The sequence below is a fragment of the Enterococcus sp. HMSC076E04 genome, from assembly GCF_001814285.1.
Classification (GTDB): domain Bacteria; phylum Bacillota; class Bacilli; order Lactobacillales; family Enterococcaceae; genus Enterococcus_B; species Enterococcus_B lactis.
The window spans coordinates 20,468-42,488 of the sequence record NZ_KV815616.1; the positions used below are offsets into that span (position 1 = coordinate 20,468).

Genomic DNA, 22,021 nt, shown 5'->3' on the forward strand with positions numbered 1-22,021 from the left:
CCGTTGACATTAAAAGTACTTTTTACCTTATTGTAGCAGACTCTGAAAAAAAACCAAGGATTTACTTGGAAAATCCTTGGTTCTCCCTTAAATATGAAAAATAAATGGAAGTACTAGATTGAATAAAAAGAAAAGCAGATAAAACGGTAATACTTTATACCGCTCTTCACGAACGGCAAAGAAGCCGCAAATAACGATATATGCGTCAATGACAAAACGTAAAAGCCATGCGACTGTCATGAAACTGTTCAAATGCCCATGAAGGTTAAAATAACCATACATACGAATATAAAAATAGCTGAATATCAAATGTGCTAATGAAAGAAAAGCAATACTAAGTGTAAAAAAAAGATGTTTCTTCTGCATGATCGTTCCAGTCCCTTACTAAAATAGATAGTCTTTATTATACCACGAGTCAGAAGAGAAATAAAAAGCCGTCTCCAACTAAACATGAAACAAGATGAAAAATAGCATTTATTCCCTCTGTCCTTCCTTTTGAAGGAGGGATTCATCATAGAGAAGAAGTCATTTATCCAGACTTTTTCATTTTGAAAAAAAGCTAACAGCTTGCTTTTTTTATGGTATACTAGCAAGGAAACGAATTCGCATCATGCGATAAAGGAGGAAGAGCCCCGTGGCAGAAAAGGAAACTTTTTATATCACTACGCCAATCTATTATCCAAGCGGCAAACTTCATATCGGCAACTCATATACTACGATTGCATGTGACGCAATTGCTCGTTATAAACGGTTGATGGGCTTTGATGTGTTTTATCTCACTGGAGTGGATGAACATGGTCAAAAAATCGAAACAAAAGCAGAAGAATTAGGTGTAAAACCGCAAGAATACGTAGATAAAATGGCGGCTGATGTCAAAAAATTATGGAAAACGCTTGATATCAGTTATGACAAATTCATTCGTACGACAGATGATTACCATAAAGCAGCTGTTCAAAAAATATTTGATCGTTTATTAGAACAGGGAGACATTTACTTAGGTGAATATGAAGGCTGGTACTCTGTTTCTGACGAAGAATTCTTTACGGAAACACAACTTGCAGAAGTGTACAAAGATGATGAAGGCAATGTGATCGGCGGTAAAGCGCCAAGCGGACACGAAGTAGAATTGGTAAAAGAAGAATCTTACTTCTTCCGCATGAGCAAATACGCAGATCGTCTGTTGGAATACTATGAAGAACATCCTGAATTCATCCAACCAGAATCTCGTAAAAATGAAATGATCAACAACTTTATCAAACCAGGATTAGAAGATCTTGCAGTTTCAAGAACAACCTTTACTTGGGGGGTACCAGTCAAGAGTGATCCGAAACATGTGGTGTATGTATGGATCGATGCATTGTCCAATTACATCACTGCACTAGGCTACGGGTCCGAGGATGAAAGTCTATTCGAAAAATACTGGCCTGCAGATGTTCAGATGGTCGGTAAAGAAATCGTTCGCTTCCATACGATCTATTGGCCAATCATGCTGATGGCTCTTGATTTGCCTCTGCCTAAAAAAGTATTTGGTCATGGCTGGTTATTGATGAAAGATGGAAAAATGTCTAAATCAAAAGGAAATGTCGTTTATCCTGAAATGCTTGTGGAACGTTATGGTTTAGATGCACTCCGTTATTATTTGCTTCGTGCTGTGCCATTTGGGTCAGATGGCGTCTTTACGCCAGAAGATTTTGTTTCTCGTGTCAATTATGATCTGGCAAATGATCTAGGGAACTTATTGAATCGTACGATCGCTATGATCAACAAATATTGTGATGGTCTCGTTCCTGATTATGCCTCACTTGTCACTCCATTTGACAGTGAACTGTCTACGACGGCTGCTAACGTTGTCGGACGTTACCATGATGCAATGGAAAAAATGGAATTCAATACAGCGTTAGCTGAAATCTGGGTGCTGATTTCTCGTGCAAACAAATACATTGACGAAACAGAACCATGGGTATTAGCAAAAGATGAAGAAAAGAACGCTGAATTGAATAGTGTCATGATCCATTTAGCTGAATCCTTGCGTATCGCCGCAATTTTACTTCAACCGATCATGACAGAAACGCCAGAGAAGATCTTCAATCAACTAGGGTTGGACCCTGAAACGATGAATCTTGAAGGATTGCACTTTGGCGAATTCCCTTCAGGAACAAAAGTAGTTGCAAAAGGTACACCAATCTTCCCACGTTTGGATATGGAAGAAGAAGTTGCTTTTATCCAAGAAAAAATGTCTGAAGGTACTCAAACAAACGAAGATACAGTCAAATGGGATCCAGAAGAAACAGAACTTGTTTCAACGAAAGAAAAACAAATCAAATTTGATGTATTTGAAAAAGTTGAACTAAAAGTAGCAGAAGTCATCAACTGCCAAAAAGTAGAAGGGGCAGATAAGTTGTTGCAATTCCGACTAGATGCTGGAGACAGCCAAGATCGTCAAATTTTGTCAGGAATCGCTGAATTCTATCCTGATCCAAGCGAACTGATTGGGAAAAAAGTAGTGATCGTCGCAAATCTGAAACCACGAAAGATGCGTGGACAAATCAGTCAAGGAATGATCCTTTCCGCAGAAGCACCAGATGGCTCTTTACAAGTGATTGAAGCACCAAAATCCATGCCGAATGGCTCAGAGATCGCATAAAATCATAAGAAAAACTCGCAAGACAATGTTGCTTGCGAGTTTTTTTAATTCCTGTCAATTGCCCCAATGGTGATTATGGAAGCCAATCATATAATAAAGACACATATAACCATATAAAATGTATCCTAGAAAAAGAAGGACGAGCTTTACCCACCGATGGAATCTGCAGCTTCCTAAAAACAAAAGAAAAAGTGGCTGCGAATAGTTGAATAAAATATTTGTGATCCTTTCCTCTGTCTGCCAATTAAGAAAAAGGCTAATAGGAATCGTAAAGACAGAAAGAAGCAACATAATGATAAGTGGACGGGCGGTTTTTAATTGGTTCATCTGGGGTACTCCTTTTTATTTTATTGTCTCTTACATCCAAGGATTTTGAAAGCAATAATTTGTTGACATCTACTAATAGTATTTAAAATAAAGAAAACAATCATCGATTTTGACCTCGATGATTGTTTTCTTTATTTTGTAAAAATCCGATTATTTGATTTTATGGTAACCTTTTATTTTTGTCTTCAAACGGCTTGGTAAGAGCGCAGTAAGCAGTGCAAATGGAATCGAAAAGACATACCAGAAAATCGTTCTTCCAATACCATAACGCTGATACAGTTTCGTCAACATCACATGAAGCAAGATCAATCCTAAAAGCAAGGCACCAGCTGAAAACCAATGATTATTCCAATGCATGACTTCACGAAGTGCCATCACTCCGAAGGGATAAAAATAAAAATAGATCCCTACTAAGGTCATCCGCCAGTTCTTTGTAAATGTTCCGATGTTCAATAAAAAGAAAATCGCTGAAAGCAAAATACCGATAGGTGGGAATAGCCCCACTAGAAAGGAATACAACATCCCCCACAAAATCATCACGGGACCTTTGATCAATGCAACGATTGCGATGAACACAGTCAGCAATATCAATTTTTGTGATAACGTCGCAATGGTCAATAATCCAAATAAAATCAACGTGAACCAATGCCAACGGGACTGCTGCTGTTCTTTACGAGAAAAATCGATTCGGTTGGATAAATAATCTGCTAATTTCGGATAAGAACGCTTAAAATCCATAAACTGTTCCTCCTTCGTGGAAAAGGTAGGTTTAGTATACGCAAAATAAAGAGGAAATACATCCGTCTTAAGAGGGAGTTTTTCATTGAAAGTTGAGAAAAAAGAATGGTAAATTAAAATATTCTCAGTTATACTGAAAATTATACCAAATTTCAAAGAAGAAAGAGGATGGGAATGAAAGGCAAACTAAAACGAGAAATCAATCTGTTTGGCGCATTAGCTACCGTTATGGGAACCGTGATCGGCGCAGGGGTCTTCTTTAAAACCGCTGCTGTTACTGCAAGCACACAGTCTACAAGTTTGACATTACTAGCTTGGCTTTTGGGTGGTTTCTTAACGATCTGTGCTGGATTGACAGTGGCTGAATTAGCTACAGCGATCCCAGAAACTGGTGGAGCTGTCAAATATATTGAAGCAGCTTATGGAAAGCTGCCTAGCTTTTTATTAGGATGGGCGCAAAGCTTGATTTATTTCCCTGCTAATATTGCTGCATTATCGATTATCTTTGCGACACAATTGACGAACTTATTACAATTATCTACCGACTACCTTTTGTTGATTGCAGTGATTACCGCTGTTTCTGTGACAGGATTGAATTTATTAGGAACAAAAGTCGGTGCGTCTGTACAATCAGTGACGCTGATTGTTAAATTGATACCAATTGCCGTGATTGTCGTATGGGGATTATTGACACCAGGACAAGGAACTGTCCAGCTATTTCCAATCGAAGCTGGAAAAGAGGTTACTTTTGTCGAAGGCTTGAGCAGTGCGTTGCTAGCAACATTGTTTGCTTATGACGGCTGGTTAGGCGTCGGCGCAATGGCTGGTGAAATGAAACGGCCGGAAAAAGATTTGCCTAAAGCGATTATACTTGGGCTGAGTTTTGTCACTGTCGTTTATTTATTGATCAATTTTGTTTTCTTGAAAACTCTGCCGATTGATCATCTTGCCGGTAATTTGAACGCAGCTTCTGAAGCATCAGACGTCATTTTTGGAGAAATCGGCGGAAAACTGGTCACTATTGGGATTTTGATTTCGGTATACGGGGCATTGAATGGGTATACCTTAACTGGGATTCGTGTGCCTTATGCGATGGCTTTGGAAGACGAGCTACCTTTCAGCAAACAGCTGACAAAGCTTTCAAAGAAATTTACGGTACCTTATGTTCCTGCGATTTTCCAGTTAGCAGTAGCTTGTATTATGATGAGCCTTGGTTCTTTCGACTTTTTAACCGACATGTTGATTTTTGTGATGTGGCTATTCAGTTTACTGATTTTTATCGGTGTCTTTATTTTAAGAAAAAAAGCGCCGAAATTGCCACGCCCATATAAAGTACCGCTTTATCCAATCGTTCCGATTATTGCGATTCTCGGTGCTATTTTCATTTTAGGTATGACGATGATGACGCAAACGAAATTAGCATTGATCGGTATAGGTGTTACCTTGATTGGTATCCCAGTCTATTATCAAAAAAAGAAAAAACGCTCAGAAGAGTAAAATATTTCAACAACAGATAGAAAAAGTACGAACTAAGTCCTCTGGATCTTCGTGCTTTTTCTGTTTCAACAAAACAAGTTCTTCTATTTTGATTTTTGCTACTTCTGCAAGCAGTGCTAATGTGCTAAAGTAAGAATGAAAAGGAGCGATAAACATGATATTTGATTCTCATACCCATTTAAATGCGGAACAGTTCAATGAAGATATTCCAGAAACGATTCAGCGAGCACAAGAAATGGGGGTAACGAAAATGGCGGTCGTGGGCTTCGATACGCCAACGATTGAAAAGTCTTTGCAATTAAGCCATGACTATCCAAATATATACAGTATTATCGGTTGGCATCCGACAGAGGCTGGCAGTTATACGAAAGAAATCGAAAATAAATTACAAGAACAATTGACTTTACCAAAGGTTGTAGCATTAGGGGAAATTGGCTTGGATTATCATTGGATGGAAGACCCGAAAGAAGTCCAAGATAAAGTATTTCGCAGACAGATTGCTATCGCAAAAGAAATGAACCTTCCAATCAGTATCCATACTAGAGAAGCACTTGAAGACACGTATCAAATCCTAAAAGAAGAAGATGTTCGAGATATCGGTGGAATCATGCATAGTTTCAGCGGTGATTATGAATGGGCAAAACGATTTCTTGATTTAGGGATGCATATTTCATTTAGCGGTGTCGTCACTTTCAAAAAAGCATTAGACGTCCAAGAGGCTGCAACAAATGTACCAATCGAACGATTACTTGTGGAAACAGATGCCCCTTATTTGGCACCAGTTCCTTTTAGAGGAAAGCGAAATGAACCAGGCTATACTCGTTATACAGTAGAAAAGATTGCTGAACTTCGGAATCTGCCAACAGAAGAAGTGGCTGCCCAAACATGGTCAAATGCGCACCGATTATTTGGTCTAAGCGAACATGGATAAGATGAGGATCCAAGAGATTATAGTCGTTGAAGGAAAAGACGATACAAGAAGGCTACGGGAAGTAGTTGATGCAGATACGATAGAAACGATCGGTTCTGCTATCAATGAAGATATCCTGATGCAAATTGAACATGCCCAAGAGACACGAGGGGTGATCGTTTTTACCGATCCTGATTTTTCAGGAGAAAAAATAAGAAAAATCATTATGGAAGCTGTTCCTCAGGCAAAACATGCTTTTTTGCCGCGTACACAAGCTAAACCAAAGAAAAAGGGAAGTCTTGGTGTTGAACATGCAAGTGATGCTGCTATTTTAGAAGCATTGAAAAAAGTTGTGACGCCAGACATTTCCCAAACGGCTGTTTCTGAAATCACTAGACAAGACCTTTTAGACTATGGTTTAATAGCTGGAGCACAAGCAAAAGAAAAACGAGAAAAACTAGGTGATGAGTTGCGTATCGGTTATACGAACGGCAAACAATTGGAAAAACGTTTGAAGATGTTTCGTATCACGCCGAAAGAGCTCGCACAAGCAATGAAAATAGTGGAGGAACAACATGAGTGAATATCGTGAAATCGCGACACCCTCTAGAACAAAAGAGATTTTATTGAAACATGGTTTTTCATTTAAAAAAAGTTTAGGACAAAATTTTCTCACTGAACCCAATATTTTAAGAAAAATCGTAGAAACTGCGCAAATAGATGAACGAACGAACGTGATCGAAGTTGGGCCAGGAATCGGCGCATTGACAGAACAATTAGCGATGCATGCAAAGCAAGTCGTAGCATTTGAGATTGATGATCGTTTGATCCCTGTATTGGCTGATACGATGCAACCCTATGACAATGTGACCATCATACATCAAGATATTCTGAAGACGGATTTATCAACAGCCGTAAGAGAAACATTTCAAGAAGAGCTTCCGTTAAAAGTCGTGGCGAATTTACCTTATTATATTACGACGCCCATCATGATGCATTTTCTTGAATCGGATTTGGTCGTAGATGAATTAGTCGTCATGATGCAAAAAGAAGTAGCTGATCGAATCTCTGCTGAACCAGGAACGAAAGCTTACGGTTCATTATCGATTGCTGTTCAATATTATATGGAAGCCAGTTTAGCCTTCATCGTACCAAAAACAGTATTTGTCCCTCAGCCAAATGTAGATTCAGCGATTTTGAAACTGACAAGAAGAGATACACCGGCAGTAGAAGTGACGGACGAAAAAGCATTTTTCCGATTGACAAAAGCTGCATTTCAGCAAAGAAGAAAAACGCTTTGGAATAATTTGCAGCATTCGTATGGCAAAGATGATCAGACAAAAGCATGGTTAGCAAAAAGCTTGGAAACGGCTGGAATCGATCCAAAACGTCGTGGAGAGACGTTGTCATTACAAGAATTTGCCGCATTAAGCAATGCGATGTCAGAAAATAAGCAGTAAAAAAAGAGGTTGTGAGCCTGCCGTTTAACTCTGAGGCACAAGGAGCAATTTCAAAAAACAGCTTCTCCTATTTTTGATTTGGTTGGTCTTATTTCCGCAAAGGCAAGCTTTTGATTCCCATTATGAACAAGGAGATGTGACACAAATTTTGTCACATCTCCTATTTTTGTCTCTTGATCAAAAAATTCTTATACTGGATACTCACACTCATTTTGTATGGATTTAGAAAAGAATATGTGTCTTGACAGTTATTGATAAGTGAGTTATACTAAGTCGACATTTATGTGTCAAGACATATTAGGAGAGGGAAAAAATGAGAAAAAATTCAGTTCGAAAACTAACGATTTCTGCTTTATTGATTGGGATGGGGGTCATTATCCCAATGGTTATGCCTAAAATCATGATCCCACCTGCTTCTTTTACATTAGCGTCTCATGTGCCATTATTTATTGCGATGTTTTTTACACCAGGAGTTGCAGTGGCTGTTGCACTAGGTACGACATTCGGTTTCTTTTTGACAACGCCAGTTATCATTGCATTGCGCGCATTGTCACATCTTGTATTTGCATTGATCGGGGCATGGTACTTGCAAAAGCATCCTAGTATCGTTTTAAAGAATGGACAGTTTACTTTTACTAATTGGCGTTTCCAAGGGTTCAATTTTGTGATAGGTGTGATTCATTCTTTAGTAGAAATGCTAGTAGTCAGCATCTTTTACTTCATCGGTAATATGCCTGACACGTATTACTCTCAAGGATATTTTTATACAGTGTTCATCTTGATGGGAATTGGTGGACTCATCCACAGTTTGGTTGATTATAATATTGCTTATTTTATAGCAGGAACACTCAGCAAATACTTTGATATCCCGGTATTTACGGCAGCAAAAAAAGGAAATCGGAAAGAATCGATTCAAGGGTACGCGAAGAAAACGACATACTAATGATCTATCAAAGAAAAACTCTCATCTGCTAACGGATAATAAATCCGCTAAGATGAGCGTTTTTTGTCCTAAAAAGAGCTACACCACTATTTTCTGGCGTAGCTCTGAAGGGGGCAGATTAGGGAAGTTTGATGACTTGTTCGGTTTCTTTATCAAAGAAGTGCCCTTTATTGATGTTGAAGGCAAGGTCAACCATTTCACCTGGTTTATGGAAATCTCTTGCATCTACTTTTGAGATGAACTCAGTAGAACCAGTTTTTGTGTAAAGCATCGTTTCAGCACCAAGTAATTCGGAAACGACAACTTCTGATTTCACTACGGCTTCAGGTGAAGCTTCAAGGGCTACTTGTTCACTGTGGATGTCTTCTGGACGAATGCCGAAGATGACTTCTTTTCCTTCATAACCTTTTTCGACTAATACTTTGTTTTTCCCTTCAGGAATACGAAGCTTAAGCCCATGTCCATCTGTGATGACACCGTTTTTCAATGTCACATTAAAGAAGTTCATGGCAGGAGATCCAATAAAGCCGGCAACGAACATATTGACTGGTGTATCATAAACTTCTTTCGGTGTACCGATTTGCTGGATAAATCCGTCTTTCATGATAACGATTCGGTCAGCCATAGTCATCGCTTCTGTCTGATCATGAGTAACATAGATCGTCGTTGTTTCAAGACGTTGGTGAAGTTTGGCAATTTCAGCACGCATGGCTACACGTAATTTAGCATCTAAGTTTGACAATGGTTCATCCATCAAGAAGACTTTGGCATCCCGAACGATTGCACGTCCTAATGCTACACGTTGTCTTTGTCCACCAGATAAAGCAGCTGGTTTTCGTTTCAAGTATTCTGTCAGTCCGAGGATCTCTGCTGCATTGTCCACACGCTTTTTAATGTCTGCTTTATCATATTTACGTAATTTCAAACCAAAAGCCATATTATCATAAACAGTCATGTGAGGATACAATGCATAGTTTTGGAAAACCATGGCAATATCACGGTCTTTAGGTGCCACGTCATTCATGACTTTTCCGCCAATATTTAGTTCTCCTTCAGAGATATCTTCCAGTCCCGCAATCATTCGCAAAGTAGTTGACTTTCCACAACCGGAAGGACCAACAAAAACGATAAATTCACGATCTTTGATTGATAGATTAAAATCAGTCACAGAATAATTTTCTGCATTATCATATTTTTTATATACGTTTTTCAGAGCCATTTCTACCATAATACGTTCCACACTTTCTTTTTTAGTTTTATTAACTGATTAAAGTATAAATGAAAGCGTTAACTAAGTTCAATGTCATGTTGAACAAGAATTTTTTCTTTTTTTTGTCAATGTGCTAGTTTTAAGCTTCAATAAATATCCATAAGAAATAAAAACTGATACACTGGAGTAAATAAGTATGTTAACCATATCAAAAGGAGTGTCTCTTATGAAAATCGCTTTAATCGCTCATGACCGAAAAAAACCTATGATGGTGAAATTAGCAACAGCGTATAAAACAATATTGGAAAAACATGAACTTTTTGCTACTGGGACGACTGGACAACGGATCACGGAAGCGACCGGCTTGCCCATTCATCGGTTTAAATCCGGACCGTTAGGCGGAGATCAGCAAATTGGAGCAATGATCTCGGAGGACCAGTTAGATTTGGTGATTTTTCTTCGAGACCCCCTAGCTGCACAGCCGCATGAACCAGATGTAACAGCACTTATCCGTTTGTCTGATGTTTATGAGATTCCGTTGGCTACGAATATCGGAACAGCTGAGGTGCTGCTAAGAGGACTGGAAGCCGGCTTCCTAGATTTTCGAAGAATCGTCCATGAAATAGACAAACGTCCACTTTCATTTTGATGAATAAGTGTATGGAAAAATAACGTTTAATGTTCGCTTATATGTAGCTATAAAAGCTAAACGAACTGAGAATATGCGATATAATACGAACGTATTGTATAATATAACCAATAATATTAGTTTTTCGTGTTTGCAGTAAATGTGAAAATATGCTATAGTTTCTGTGGGAAAAGATCCCAAAAATAATACAGAGTAGAAAATAAAGCGTTAAGTGCTAAGAGGATGGGATGTTGCCTCTTGGACGAAGGACGTAATGTTCGCGGTTTTATTTTCGCATTCGCTGCATGATAAGATGTAGCAGCTCTTAAAGGAGATGCTAAAAATGAAGAAACACCGGTTAGACGCACGTATGATTGCTATTATGGGCTTACTGATTGCATTGATGGTCACGTTGTCCCGTCTGGTAGCAATCGAGACCCCATTTATTAAAATCAGTGTCACATTTATTCCACAAGTGATCATGGGCATTCTTTTTGGTCCTTTTTGGTCAGGGATAGGCGCAGTTTTAGCTGATTTAGTAGGAATGGCTCTCTTCTCGAAATCTGCATTTTTTATTGGATTTACATTGAATGCATTTATTGAAGGAGCAATCTACGGATTCTTTTTCTATCGAAAAGAAATCACTTGGAAAAATGCCATTTTGGCTACGCTTAGTGTCACGCTGATCATAAACTTATTTTTGACACCATTATGGCTTGCGTTGATGTACCATGTGCCATTGTTCAGCTGGGTCGTTTGGGCGCCCCGCCTGTTAAAAACAGTGATATGGTTACCGATTCAATCAATTGCCATTTATTACGTAGGGCGTAGTGTTCCTTACAAAAAAATTTTAAGAACTTTAGCGATCCACGCTAAATAAAAAACAAGCAGTCTTCCCATCCCAGAAGACTGCTTGTTTTTATTGTGCTGTGAATTGTGCTTGATAGAGCCGTCGGTAATAACCATCTTTGTGAAGCAACTCATCATGGGTGCCCATTTCGACAATGGCTCCCTGATCCATCACTAATATCTGGTCCGCATTTTTGATTGTGGACAGGCGATGGGCAATAACAAAACTGGTTTTTCCCTCCATCATTGCTAAGAAAGCTTGTTGGATTTTTTTCTCTGTCAATGTATCGACTGAGCTGGTAGCTTCATCTAAGATCAACATAGGCGGATTACTGATCATCGTTCGAGCAATCGTCAACAGTTGGCGTTGGCCATCTGATATCTTTAACCCTTGACCGCCAATCTTAGTATCTAATTTTTCCGGCAAACGTTCAACAAATTCATACATATAAGAGGCTTTTAGGGCATCGTTGATTTCTACGTCACTTGCTTCCGGATTCCCAAAACGAAGATTTTCTCGCAATGTACTGTCAAATAGCCAAGTATCTTGTAACACCATTCCAAAACTTTTACGTAATGTATCACGTTGGATAGAGCGGATGTCATGGTCATCGATTGTAATCGTTCCTTTTGTTGTGTCATAAAAACGCATCAGCAAATTAACAAGTGTGGATTTTCCGGCCCCTGTTTTTCCTACTATAGCAATGGTTTGACCTGGATAAGCAGTAAAATTGAAATCTTCGATCAAACGCTGTTTGGGGTCATAAGAAAAAGAAACATGATCAAAAGAGACTTTTCCTTTGATATTTTTGGGTTCCAAGGCATAGGCATCTGGCAAATCAGGCGTTTCTTCTGGTTGATCGATCAAATCAAATGCTCGTTCTAGACCAGAAAAAGCGGTTTGCAGTTGTGTCGTGATTCCAGAAAGTTCGATAAATGGTTTAGAAAACTGACTTGAGTAGATCGTAAAACTGGAAATCACACCAACAGTGATTGACGAACCACTCTTCAATGCCAATAGGCCGCCAACTAAACCAATCGATAAATAAGCAAGGTGATCTACAAAACGAGAAGACGGGTTTGTCAAAGAAGAAGAAAATTGTGCCCGTTGTCCTTTTTGATATAGATCAGCATTAAGCAGTTCAAATTGTTGTTGACTAGCTTCTTCTTGCTGAAAAGCTTTCACGATTTTCTGATTACCGATTCGTTCGGTCACAAAGCCCGAGATCTCCCCAATGATTCTTTGCTGTCTATCGAAATTTGTTTGCGAAGCACGAGCAACGATCCAACTCACAAGGAAAATAATCGGTGTGGAACAAAGAACGACCAATGTCAGAAGTGGACTTAGACGCATCATAAAAATAAACGAAAGAAGGATGATCGCAACTCCGGAAAACAATTGATTGAAGGCAGCAGAAATCGCAATAGAAATGTTGTCCATATCATTTGTAAATCGACTGACGATATTTCCATGAGAATTTTGATCATAATAACGAAGTGGCAATCGATTTAAATGGGCAAAAGCATCTTTTCTTAATGTTGCAACGGACAAGTAAGCTAACCGATTGCTTAATACTTGGATGAGCCATTGACTGACTACGTTGATCAAAACGATCCCACCGAACAGAATCAGTAAATGGAATAGTCGATTGAAGCGAACTTGTCCTTCTCCGATCATTTGATCGATACTTTGGCCAATTTGTAACGTCATCACAACTGTTGCGATCCCGTTGATGATCCCTAGTAATACAGCTAGCCAAATGTCTTTCGCATAAGCAGTAAGATAAGGGATGAAGCGACGGAGTGTCTGCAAGGATAATTTTTTTACTTTCATAACTATTCTTCCTCCTGTGATGCGACGATTTCCTGATATTCCGCTGATTGAGCAAGTAATTCTTCATGCGTACCTTGAGCAGCGATCTTTCCTTGATCCATCACTAAGATGTGGTGTGCTTCTTGAATGGAGCGGACACGTTGGGAGATAATGATCACTGTACTGCCAAGATAAGTCTGCAGCGCCTTACGCAAATCCAAGTCAGTCTGATAATCCAACGCACTCAAAGAGTCATCTAAAATCAGTAATTCTGGCTTGGCAATCAAAGCTCTTGCAATCGTTAGTCGCTGTTTTTGACCGCCGGAGAAATTTTTTCCGTTTTCCATGACTTTTGTATCTAAACCATTTGGAAGCTGACGTACAAATTCTTCTGCCTGAGCGATTTTCAGGGCTTCCCAACACTCATCTTCTGTGGCATCTTGCTTACCCCATTGAAGGTTTTCACGAATAGTCCCAGTAAATAACACGGAAGTTTGGGGAACAAGGGCGATTTGCTGACGAAGATGATCCAGCTGCCAAGAACGAACGTCCATTCCATCCATTATGACTGTACCGGAACTGACATCATAGAAGCGCGGAATCAATTGAGTCAAAGTCGTTTTCCCGCTTCCCGTTGGACCAATGATTCCAAGCACCGTATTTCGCTTCAGCTGAAATGTAATCCCTTGAAGAGAAAGCCCAGAATCAGGAGTATAACGGAAGTCAACGTGATCAAAAGCGAGAATCGATTCAGAAGAAAAATCGGGAGTAGTACTGATCTCGGCTTCAAGAATCGAATTCTCTGTGTCTAGAACCTCTTTTACTCGATTACCTGAAGCATCGGCACGTGTGAAGATCACGACGAGGTTTGAAACAACGATCAGTGCCAAAAGCATTTGATTCATATAATTGATCAAAGCAAGAACTTGTCCTTGTTCCAAACTACCAATGTTTACTTTGATCCCGCCGACTGTTAGCAAACAAATGATTCCGACATTCATGATCAAGGTCGTAGCAGGTGATAAAAGGGCAGAGATATTGGAAACACGTAAATAATTGTTCGCTAGATCATTTGTGCTTTTATCAAACTTTTCTGTTTCTTTTTTTGTCTGTGCAAATGCACGTATGACACGAACGCCGCTAAGATTCTGGCTGACGTGTTCATTGAGCTGGTCTAGTTTTTCTTGCACTTTTTGATAGAGAGGAACAGTTTTTCTGATGATAAAAAATAAGATGATGGAGAAAATAGGCAATAATGCTAAGAAAAACAGACCTACTTCCCAGTCGATCACAAAAGCCATGACTACTGAACCGATGCTTAAAAATGGTGCTCTAATCAATAAACGAATGACCATTGCTAAAGCTAGTTGAAGCTGATTGATGTCGTTTGTCATTCGAGTGATCAAGGTATCTGTTCCAAAATGATTCAACTCGTTGTGAGAGAAAGTATTGATTTTTTTGATCAGCTGATTTCGCAACTCTGTACCAAATCCTTGTGAAGCTACTGAAGCGTAGTATTGGCAAATGATAGCACAAATCAGACCAATCACAGACATAGCGACCATCCATAAGCCCATTTCAATGATTTTTCCTCGGTCATTCATTTTTAGTCCATTATCGATCAAGGAAGCCATCATTAAAGGTAGGACAAGTTCGAAGACAGCCTCAAGAAACTTGAAGAACGGACCCAAAATGATTTGCTTACGATAATCTTTTGCATAACGTAATAACTGAATCATATGATTCCTCCTATTATTTATTTGTCTACAGTTGAAAAAACAAGTACTACCACATTGTAGCTTAGGAAATTTAGAATGAAAAGAGAACAAGCCTTTTCATAAATGAAAGTTTTATTATGAAGAGATTTTAGAGATTGAATAGAATATTTTTTAGAAAAAAAGAAAGAGAACGGGAAATTCATCCCGGTCTCTTCATTCCTCCAAACGTCTATTTTGTCCGATTTTTTATAAATGAATCGTGTGCAAAAGGTGGATCAGGTACAGAATCATCAATGGAGCGCTATTTATTTTTTGAAAATAAAAAAGTAGTGATTCCATGATTTATGTAAAAAACAGCGAGTATAAAGCAAATGATCTTAATAATAAAGAGAATCTCATAAAATGGAGAGGGCGAAGCTTCATTTTCCATAAAAACCATCGTTATTTTTGGCGAAAAAATTAAAAGTAAGGATGTTATTAAATCTAATAAAAGCTCTGTTTTCATAGTTTATTTTCCTTTTTCAAAAGTTGTTGAAATCGTTTTCTTTTTATGCTATAAAGTTATTGTCACAAATTGTTTGAGGGAAACCTAATTAATGTTGAAGGAAGGACTATGAAAATAAAAAAATTGTTGATTGGTTTATTATGTATGGCAGCTTTAGGGGGGATAAATAATATCGGACAGCATGTGTTTACTGTAGAAGGTGATACGTCAGTTATCGACATATTAAATAAAAATAAAGAGATAAACATAAGTCCCATACTCACTTTTGATGAAATGGTGCGAGAAGTAGCAAAAGAAAACGGCATCCCTATTATCCAAGCACAACAAGAGCTTGGCTTCACAGCTGAAAGTGCAAGACATGCACGTACAGCAAGAGCAACATACAGAGCATTATCGCAATCTTTGACAGATAATGTTAGTTATAAATCTACGATGCGCTTTTATTGCGAGACCAGTGAAAGTGGAAATTTTAGGGCTATCAAAAGAATCGTACGAGTTGAAATGATCCGTGGATATAATGGTTTGTCGAAACAATTTGGAGGAACTGTTTATGTTCATTTAGAAGATGCTAACCGTATTTTTTACATTGTAAATGGCGACTTCTTCAATAATGGTTCGACAACTTGGAATGCAGGGGTGAATATCGGAGTAGGAAGAAACGCTTCTATTAAGTTCGGTGTAACGAATACAACCTCTCATTATCAATATTGCTATGTAGAAAGCCATTTGCGATTTTGATATCAAAACAGCACACGAAAAAGAAAACAAGGCAGGAACAGTGATGTTTCTACCTTGTTTTCTTAATCAATGGGAAAAAACTAAGAGTGGTGTACGTAATCAATAAAAAGGATGGTGACAACAGTACCTCTTTACTCTCTGAAAGCATCATAACTCGTTTTTCCTCGTTACGCCAATAAATTGTTGTTATACCAGATATAAGGATTTGTAATAACAAAAAGCAGACAGAAAAATTGAGAGCTGTGCCTCCTATTTTGTGTGGAAGGATTTATAGAACGCAAAAATCAAGATAAAGATAAATAAAAATCCTGTTTCGGCTATATATTGCGTATCTACATCAATAAAACGGGTTTGTTCTGTCATAGCCATATAAAGCAAAGGTAAAAACACAACCACAGCGAGATAAGATCCGATGATTTCGCGAAAAGTTTTCCAAGAAGTATACTTCCTCTTTTTAGATTTATCCGATTTCATTGAATAGTCATAGCCTCCTTGTTCTTTCTTTATTGTTTGGAAATCCCAGTATAAAAACCGGAAGGAACTGTTCTTTTTTAGAATAAAAATTATAAGGGATAAGTGAGCTGCTGTCTATAACAAGACATATTTTTCAACCCTTTATTAAAGATTTTATTGACAAAATGAATCCGTTTTCTATGATGGAATAGGGGTGGATAAGTTGTTAAAACACGAAATTTTATGCTACTTAGAGAACCAGACAGCCTTTTTCGATCTCAACCATATGAACGAGGTCTTTACAGCAAAAAGATTGGCTGAACATTTTGGGGTAAAAAGAAACACAGTCAGTCATTATTTGAACCAGTTGAATGAGGAGAAACTACTAGTCAAAATCAATTCTCGTCCAGTGGTTTATTTCCACAAAGAAGCTTTTGAAAAACAAATTTTTAAGTTACGTACGAATTTTTATTTTTCTATCAATGATCTTAAAGAAGAACAGCCTTTTTTCGCACAACCAAAAGATTTATTCTCTTTTATGATCGGACACGACGCCAGTTTGAAAGAAAGTATCGAACAAATCAAAACAGCTCTTTACTATCCAGATGGCGGACTGCCACTTTTGATTACAGGTGAAAGCGGCACAGGTAAAAGTTATTTAGTCCATTTAGTCTATCAGTATTGTCTGCTTCATGATTTACTAGAGGACTCTGCACCATTCATCACTTTCAATTGTGCACAATATGCAGATAATCCTGAACTGTTGACTAGCAATTTGTTTGGTCACGTCAAAGGAGCTTACACTGGAGCAGAAGAAAATAAAAAAGGGGCTTTCGAAGCAGCAGATGGTGGAATCTTGTTTTTAGACGAGGTACATCGCTTAACACCAGAAGGGCAGGAAAAACTATTCACCTATCTTGATCAAGGTGTGATTTATCGTATGGGAGAACCTAATTTGTCACGGCGGATCAAAACACGTCTTTTTTTTGCCACAACAGAAGAGGCCACTAGTCATTTCTTAACCACTTTCATTCGAAGAATACCTATCCGAATCGAACTACCTGCACTCAATCAGCGTAGTCGAAATGAACGGCTAGAACTGGTTTACTCTTTTTTTATCGAGGAACAAAGAAAAATGGGGAGCCCTTTGTCAGTCAGTGGCCCAGTTTTGTCACTTCTAGCAGGTCAAAAATTATCTGGAAACATAGGAGAGCTGAAAAATATTGTCAAAGTTTCAGCAGCAAAAGCGTATGCTGAACAACGTGAACAGTCGGAGATTCATGTCACCATCCATCATTTGCAAAAAGAACTACTCGCTGAGCCCATTACCAAAAATACAGCACAGCAAGGAATCTATATCACGCAAGACCAGACCTTAGAACAATTGATGGAAAAGCAACAACCAGAACAGCAACGAATCGTTAAAAGTTTTGAGCAAATCCTGCTTGATTTCAAAAAAAATAAGTGTCTTCTATATTCTTGCGAAGGAAAACTAAAACAAGAAGTGATCCAATTATTTGATTTTTTGCTATTTGAGACCAGTAGACAAGAAAAACACGAGCTGTTGGTTTATTGGACTCAATCTATCCGTGAGACCTTTCGACAAATGGAGTCTGCCTATCAAATCAAGTTCGATGGAAACAGTGTCTATGCCTTGAGTTACTATCTTTATCAGCGAAGCACTGTCAAATGGTTACCGGAAGAACATGCGATTATCCAACTAATCAAAGAATTAGAAAAACAGGTTTCTCAATCTTATCCATCTAGTTATCATTATGTCCAGCGAATCTTGGAACTGAGTAAGATTAAATTAGATATTGAAGTCACTAGTATGGATCGGATTTTACTGACGATCTATCTAAAAAAAGCAAAATGGTCAAAAGAAAAACAACTGCCAAAAGCAATGATTGCTGCGCACGGTTATGCAACTGCCAGCAGTATGGCAAATGTGGTCAATCGTTTATTACAAGAAGATCTATTTGAATCATTTGATATGCCGCTAGATGTCACACCACAGCAGATTGCTGCAGAAATCGTGGATTATTGCGAAAACAGCGATGTTTCAAATGGGTTGATCATATTAGTAGATATGGGATCTCTGAAAGAAATCCATCAGTTTTTTAAAAAACAATTATCTGTACCACTTTTGATTTTGAATAATGTGACGACACCTTTAGCCATCACAGTAGGGGAATGCTTGAAAAAAAATGCAGCTTTAGAAGAAATAGCAGAAGAGGCCGTTCGTCAAATCCAACCAGAATGGCGGCTCCTCTATCCACAAGAAAATAAACCCAAAGCACTCATTACTACCTGCTTCACTGGAATCGGCACGGCGGCTCACCTAAGTGAACTGCTAGAGAAAAGTTTGCCTACGACTTGTCAGTTGAAAATCATCCCATATGAATATCAGCGATTAAAAGATAAGAAAAACAGTGAACCATTGTTTTCCATATACGAAATCGTAGGGATCATAGGTACCGCAGATCCTGCTATCACCGATATCGACTATCTTTCATTAGAAGACCTCATCTCAGGAGAGAAGATGTCTGTACTAGCAGAATGGTTGGATTCTGCTATGAATGTTTCAGATAAGGAAACATTCAACCAGAACATCATTCGCAATTTTTCATTGGAGAAAGTACTGGACTCTGTGACTATTCTAGATACAGAAAAGGTGATGGAGGAAATCGATCATTTTATGCGAGAATTAGAGGTGCAGTTGAATCGAAGAATCAGTAATCCCAAAAAACTAGCGTTATATGTCCATGTGAGCTGTCTAATCGAACGTTTGATCCGACAAATGCCAATTGAAACCTATCAAGGATTAGAGAAATGGGAACAGTGTCAAAAAGAAGAGGTATCTGCTATTAAATCTGCGTTTAGTGTCATTGAAGAGCATTATAGTGTCATGATCCCTCATTCTGAGATTGCCTATATCTGTGATATTTTGAGTGAAAGTACAGAGTTACTCTCGATAGAAGAAGAATTTTGAACATAAGCAAGTTGCGGCCACTAACTTTGGCACGCAACTTGCTTTTTAGTATGTGTAAGTAAAAAGAGGAGATGAAAAAGTGGACAGAGAAATTATCTTAGCTTCCCATGGGAAATTTGCTTCAGGGATACTAGATTCATTAGAGCTAATCTATGGGAAAAATCATTCTATTACTGCATTGGACTGCTATACTGATGAGAATTTTGATTTAACGGAATCAGTAAGTCAGCTGTTTATGAGGTACAAAGATAAAGAAATCATTGTTCTGACGGATCTTTTTGGCGGAAGTGTCAACAATGAATTCTTACAATATATCAATCAGAATCATGTCTATCTTGTTGCCGGATTGAATTTGCCACTCTTGATTGAGCTAGTATCTCGGTTGGACGCTGAAGTAGAGACAACTGTTTTGATCCAGCAGGTGCTAACTGATTCAAAAAAAATGATCCAGTTTTGTAACGAACGGATCAATCAAAAAATAGAAGAAGACGAATTTTAGGAGGAAGAAGAATGATTGTATTGACAAGAGTTGACCATCGGTTATTACACGGACAAGTCGCTTTTTCTTGGACACAAACAATAGGCGCAGATTGTATTTTGATTGCCAATGATGATGTGCCTACTAATGAGATACGAAAGACAACAATCAAATTAGCCAAGCCGCAAGGAGTCAAACTAGTAATCAAATCCATTGATGACTCGATTGCCGCATTGAAAAGCGGTGTGACAGATAAATATAAGCTATTCATCGTAGTGGAATCAATCGAGGACGCATATAAGCTGGCAGAAGCGTATCCAGAAATCAAAACCATCAACTTAGGAGGGATCAAGGCGAAACCTGGTACTCGCAGTATTGGAAAAGCGGTGAATATTTTACCAGAAGAGGAGGAACGATTGAAAAGATTGATTGACAAACAAATAGAAGTGGAGATCCGTCAAGTACCGGCAGATAAAAAAGTGGACGTAAGGGAAGTTTTGTAAGAAAGGAAGAAACTCAATGATTGTACAAGCAGTCTTATTAGGTATCGTTGCATTTATCGCACAATCAGAATATGCATTAGGGACATCACTGCTTTCTCGTCCAATTGTGACGGGACTGTTTACAGGAATCGTGTTGGGTGATGTAAAAACTGGGATCGTCATGGGTGCCACTTTGGAGTTAGCATTTATCGGATCATTCTCAGTAGGTGCTTCGATCCCCCCTGATGTGGTGACCGGAGGAATTCTAGGCACGGCTTTTGCTATCACAGCTGGAGCTGGTACGGAAACGGCACTTTTACTAGGTTTACCAATTGCTACGTTGACATTGATATTGAAAAATATTTACTTAGGTCTTTTGATTCCAATTATGAACCATAAAGCGGACAGTTATGCAGAAGAAGGAAACTATAAAGGAGTCGAGCATATGCACTTGCTTGCCGGTTTCGGTCTTTCCTTGATGCTTGGTGTTGTGGTAATGGTTTCGTATATGGTGGGAAGCAATACGATCGGAAATCTACTCAATAAGATTCCTGACTTCGTTCAGAATGGCTTATCAGTAGCAACAGGGTTGATTCCAGCTCTTGGTTTCGCGATGCTCGCTCGCTTGCTGATTAACAAACAAGTTGCACCATACTTTTTCTTAGGTTTTGCTATAGCTTCTTACCTAGAGATTCCTGTGACCGGAGTAGCTATTTTTGGTGCAATTTTAGCCGTTGTGGTAGTCAATATCATGAATGTCCGTCAACTGCCACTTCAAACCACTGCAGGGGAGGTCGAAGAAGATGAAGAATTCTGAGAGTAAAAACAGCAAAATAACGAAAAAAGAACTGAATCATGTATTCTGGCGTTCTTTTCAAATGGAGTTTTCTTGGAACTATGAACGACAGATGAATATGGCTTATGTTTACGCAATGATTCCGATTTTGAAAAAGTTATATCAGTCAAAAGAAGAAATGGCAGCAGCTTTGAAACGGCATCTAGAGTTTTTCAACACGACCCCACATATCGTTACATTGATTTTAGGGATCACGGCTGCAATGGAGGAAGAAAATAAGGATGATCCTGAATTTGATGTGACCACGATCGACAGTATCAAAACATCTTTGATGGGACCACTTGCAGGGCTAGGGGATTCTTTCTTTTGGGGAACTTTACGATTGATTACCACAGGTGTGGGCACCTCTTTAGCTATGCAAGGAAATATTTTAGGACCTATCTTGTTCATTTTGATTTTCAATATTCCGCACATTCTGTTCCGCTATCTAGCAACAGGTTGGGGTTATCGCTTAGGAACGGGTTTTTTGAAAAAGATTCAGGCAAACGGGATGATGGAAAGTTTGACATTAGGCGCGTCTATCATTGGGTTGATGGTCGTCGGAGCAATGACTGCCACGATGATTACCATCAATATTCCTTTAAAAATCGGTTCAGGAGAAAATGCTGTGACTGTTCAAAGTATTTTTGATGATATTGTCCCAAATATCTTATGTCTGGGTGCATTTGGTGTAGTGTTTTATCTATTGAAAAAAGAAGTAAAACCATTGACGATTTTGATCGGATTAGCTTTCTTTGGGATTTTTGGTTCGTGGATAGGGATTTTTTAGAAAAGGAGCAG

Annotated in this window: 22 protein-coding genes and 1 riboswitch; of the genes, 14 read left to right on the forward strand and 8 right to left on the reverse strand. The window is 38.6% G+C overall.

The features are described 5' to 3' along the window. Positions 1-87: 87 nt before the first annotated feature. On the reverse strand, positions 88-366 hold the full coding sequence (locus tag HMPREF2961_RS09930) for a hypothetical protein (RefSeq protein WP_002293582.1): 279 nt from the start codon (positions 364-366) through the stop codon (positions 88-90). 268 nt (positions 367-634) lie between these two features. Between HMPREF2961_RS09930 and metG the strand changes: the two genes are divergently transcribed. Continuing rightward, positions 635-2,644: a methionine--tRNA ligase gene (gene metG, locus HMPREF2961_RS09935; protein ID WP_002315756.1), complete on the forward strand. Its 2,010-nt coding sequence runs from the start codon at positions 635-637 to the stop codon at positions 2,642-2,644. A 54-nt stretch (positions 2,645-2,698) separates the two neighbouring features. Here metG and HMPREF2961_RS09940 read toward each other — a convergent pair whose 3' ends face one another. Then, the gene (locus tag HMPREF2961_RS09940) at positions 2,699-2,971 is read right to left on the reverse strand and encodes a hypothetical protein (RefSeq protein ID WP_024635823.1); all 273 of its coding nucleotides are present in this window, start codon (positions 2,969-2,971) and stop codon (positions 2,699-2,701) included. A 150-nt stretch (positions 2,972-3,121) separates the two neighbouring features. Next, the gene (locus HMPREF2961_RS09945; protein ID WP_002315757.1) at positions 3,122-3,709 is read right to left on the reverse strand and encodes a hypothetical protein; all 588 of its coding nucleotides are present in this window, start codon (positions 3,707-3,709) and stop codon (positions 3,122-3,124) included. Positions 3,710-3,883: 174 nt separating this feature from the next. Between HMPREF2961_RS09945 and HMPREF2961_RS09950 the strand changes: the two genes are divergently transcribed. Further along, positions 3,884-5,206, forward strand: coding sequence for an APC family permease (locus HMPREF2961_RS09950; RefSeq protein ID WP_025477323.1), 1,323 nt, complete (start codon positions 3,884-3,886; stop codon positions 5,204-5,206). Between the two features lie 6 nt (positions 5,207-5,212). On the opposite strand, the gene HMPREF2961_RS15430 is transcribed toward HMPREF2961_RS09950, so the two are convergent. Further along, positions 5,213-5,362: a hypothetical protein gene (locus HMPREF2961_RS15430; protein ID WP_002293589.1), complete on the reverse strand. Its 150-nt coding sequence runs from the start codon at positions 5,360-5,362 to the stop codon at positions 5,213-5,215. Between HMPREF2961_RS15430 and HMPREF2961_RS09955 the strand changes: the two genes are divergently transcribed. The 4 genes from HMPREF2961_RS09955 (at position 5,361) to HMPREF2961_RS09970 (ending at position 8,519) form a co-directional block, all read left to right on the forward strand. Continuing rightward, a complete protein-coding gene (locus HMPREF2961_RS09955; protein ID WP_002315759.1) occupies positions 5,361-6,137 on the forward strand; it encodes a TatD family hydrolase in 777 nt (258 codons plus the stop codon). The genes HMPREF2961_RS15430 and HMPREF2961_RS09955 overlap by 2 nt on opposite strands. Beyond that, positions 6,130-6,699 (forward strand): ribonuclease M5, encoded by a 570-nt coding sequence (rnmV, locus tag HMPREF2961_RS09960; protein WP_002315760.1) that lies wholly within the window; start codon positions 6,130-6,132, stop codon positions 6,697-6,699. Before HMPREF2961_RS09955 ends, rnmV begins: the two co-directional genes overlap by 8 nt. Then, positions 6,692-7,576 (forward strand): 16S rRNA (adenine(1518)-N(6)/adenine(1519)-N(6))-dimethyltransferase RsmA, encoded by an 885-nt coding sequence (gene rsmA, locus HMPREF2961_RS09965; protein ID WP_002315761.1) that lies wholly within the window; start codon positions 6,692-6,694, stop codon positions 7,574-7,576. The genes rnmV and rsmA overlap by 8 nt, the downstream gene beginning before the upstream one ends. 313 nt (positions 7,577-7,889) lie before the next feature. Further along, positions 7,890-8,519 (forward strand): hypothetical protein, encoded by a 630-nt coding sequence (locus HMPREF2961_RS09970; RefSeq protein WP_002291071.1) that lies wholly within the window; start codon positions 7,890-7,892, stop codon positions 8,517-8,519. 118 nt (positions 8,520-8,637) lie between these two features. Here HMPREF2961_RS09970 and HMPREF2961_RS09975 read toward each other — a convergent pair whose 3' ends face one another. Continuing rightward, positions 8,638-9,747, reverse strand: coding sequence for an ABC transporter ATP-binding protein (locus HMPREF2961_RS09975; protein ID WP_002291070.1), 1,110 nt, complete (start codon positions 9,745-9,747; stop codon positions 8,638-8,640). Positions 9,748-9,955: 208 nt separating this feature from the next. Here HMPREF2961_RS09975 and mgsA point away from each other — a divergent pair, with 208 nt between their 5' ends. Both mgsA and HMPREF2961_RS09985 read left to right on the forward strand, forming a co-directional pair. After that, the gene (mgsA, locus tag HMPREF2961_RS09980) at positions 9,956-10,378 is read left to right on the forward strand and encodes a methylglyoxal synthase (RefSeq protein ID WP_002291069.1); all 423 of its coding nucleotides are present in this window, start codon (positions 9,956-9,958) and stop codon (positions 10,376-10,378) included. Between the two features lie 186 nt (positions 10,379-10,564). Further along, positions 10,565-10,663: riboswitch (THF riboswitch) on the forward strand. Between the two features lie 37 nt (positions 10,664-10,700). Next, the gene (locus tag HMPREF2961_RS09985) at positions 10,701-11,237 is read left to right on the forward strand and encodes a folate family ECF transporter S component (protein ID WP_002315762.1); all 537 of its coding nucleotides are present in this window, start codon (positions 10,701-10,703) and stop codon (positions 11,235-11,237) included. 39 nt (positions 11,238-11,276) lie between these two features. On the opposite strand, the gene HMPREF2961_RS09990 is transcribed toward HMPREF2961_RS09985, so the two are convergent. Beyond that, on the reverse strand, positions 11,277-13,040 hold the full coding sequence (locus HMPREF2961_RS09990) for an ABC transporter ATP-binding protein (protein ID WP_002315763.1): 1,764 nt from the start codon (positions 13,038-13,040) through the stop codon (positions 11,277-11,279). A gap of 2 nt (positions 13,041-13,042) precedes the next feature. Next, complete coding sequence (locus HMPREF2961_RS09995; protein ID WP_070704719.1) at positions 13,043-14,758, reverse strand: ABC transporter ATP-binding protein; 1,716 nt, start codon at positions 14,756-14,758, stop codon at positions 13,043-13,045. A 628-nt stretch (positions 14,759-15,386) separates the two neighbouring features. Between HMPREF2961_RS09995 and HMPREF2961_RS10005 the strand changes: the two genes are divergently transcribed. After that, entirely contained in the window at positions 15,387-15,980 is a 594-nt protein-coding gene (locus HMPREF2961_RS10005; RefSeq protein WP_228841170.1) for a hypothetical protein, read from the forward strand. Positions 15,981-16,229: 249 nt separating this feature from the next. Here the strand turns inward: HMPREF2961_RS10005 and HMPREF2961_RS10010 are convergent, their stop codons facing one another. Next, entirely contained in the window at positions 16,230-16,454 is a 225-nt protein-coding gene (locus tag HMPREF2961_RS10010) for a hypothetical protein (RefSeq protein WP_002315767.1), read from the reverse strand. 193 nt (positions 16,455-16,647) lie between these two features. Here HMPREF2961_RS10010 and HMPREF2961_RS10015 point away from each other — a divergent pair, with 193 nt between their 5' ends. The 5 genes from HMPREF2961_RS10015 to HMPREF2961_RS10035 all read left to right on the forward strand — a co-directional run bounded on the left by HMPREF2961_RS10015 (position 16,648) and on the right by HMPREF2961_RS10035 (position 22,010). Then, complete coding sequence (locus tag HMPREF2961_RS10015) at positions 16,648-19,425, forward strand: sigma-54-dependent transcriptional regulator (RefSeq protein WP_174128733.1); 2,778 nt, start codon at positions 16,648-16,650, stop codon at positions 19,423-19,425. A 79-nt stretch (positions 19,426-19,504) separates the two neighbouring features. Further along, the gene (locus HMPREF2961_RS10020; RefSeq protein ID WP_002315769.1) at positions 19,505-19,924 is read left to right on the forward strand and encodes a PTS sugar transporter subunit IIA; all 420 of its coding nucleotides are present in this window, start codon (positions 19,505-19,507) and stop codon (positions 19,922-19,924) included. An 11-nt stretch (positions 19,925-19,935) separates the two neighbouring features. Continuing rightward, the gene (locus tag HMPREF2961_RS10025) at positions 19,936-20,406 is read left to right on the forward strand and encodes a PTS sugar transporter subunit IIB (protein ID WP_002287114.1); all 471 of its coding nucleotides are present in this window, start codon (positions 19,936-19,938) and stop codon (positions 20,404-20,406) included. A 16-nt stretch (positions 20,407-20,422) separates the two neighbouring features. After that, on the forward strand, positions 20,423-21,202 hold the full coding sequence (locus tag HMPREF2961_RS10030; protein ID WP_002315770.1) for a PTS mannose/fructose/sorbose/N-acetylgalactosamine transporter subunit IIC: 780 nt from the start codon (positions 20,423-20,425) through the stop codon (positions 21,200-21,202). Continuing rightward, a complete protein-coding gene (locus HMPREF2961_RS10035) occupies positions 21,189-22,010 on the forward strand; it encodes a PTS system mannose/fructose/sorbose family transporter subunit IID (RefSeq protein WP_002315771.1) in 822 nt (273 codons plus the stop codon). Before HMPREF2961_RS10030 ends, HMPREF2961_RS10035 begins: the two co-directional genes overlap by 14 nt. Positions 22,011-22,021 lie beyond the last annotated feature (11 nt).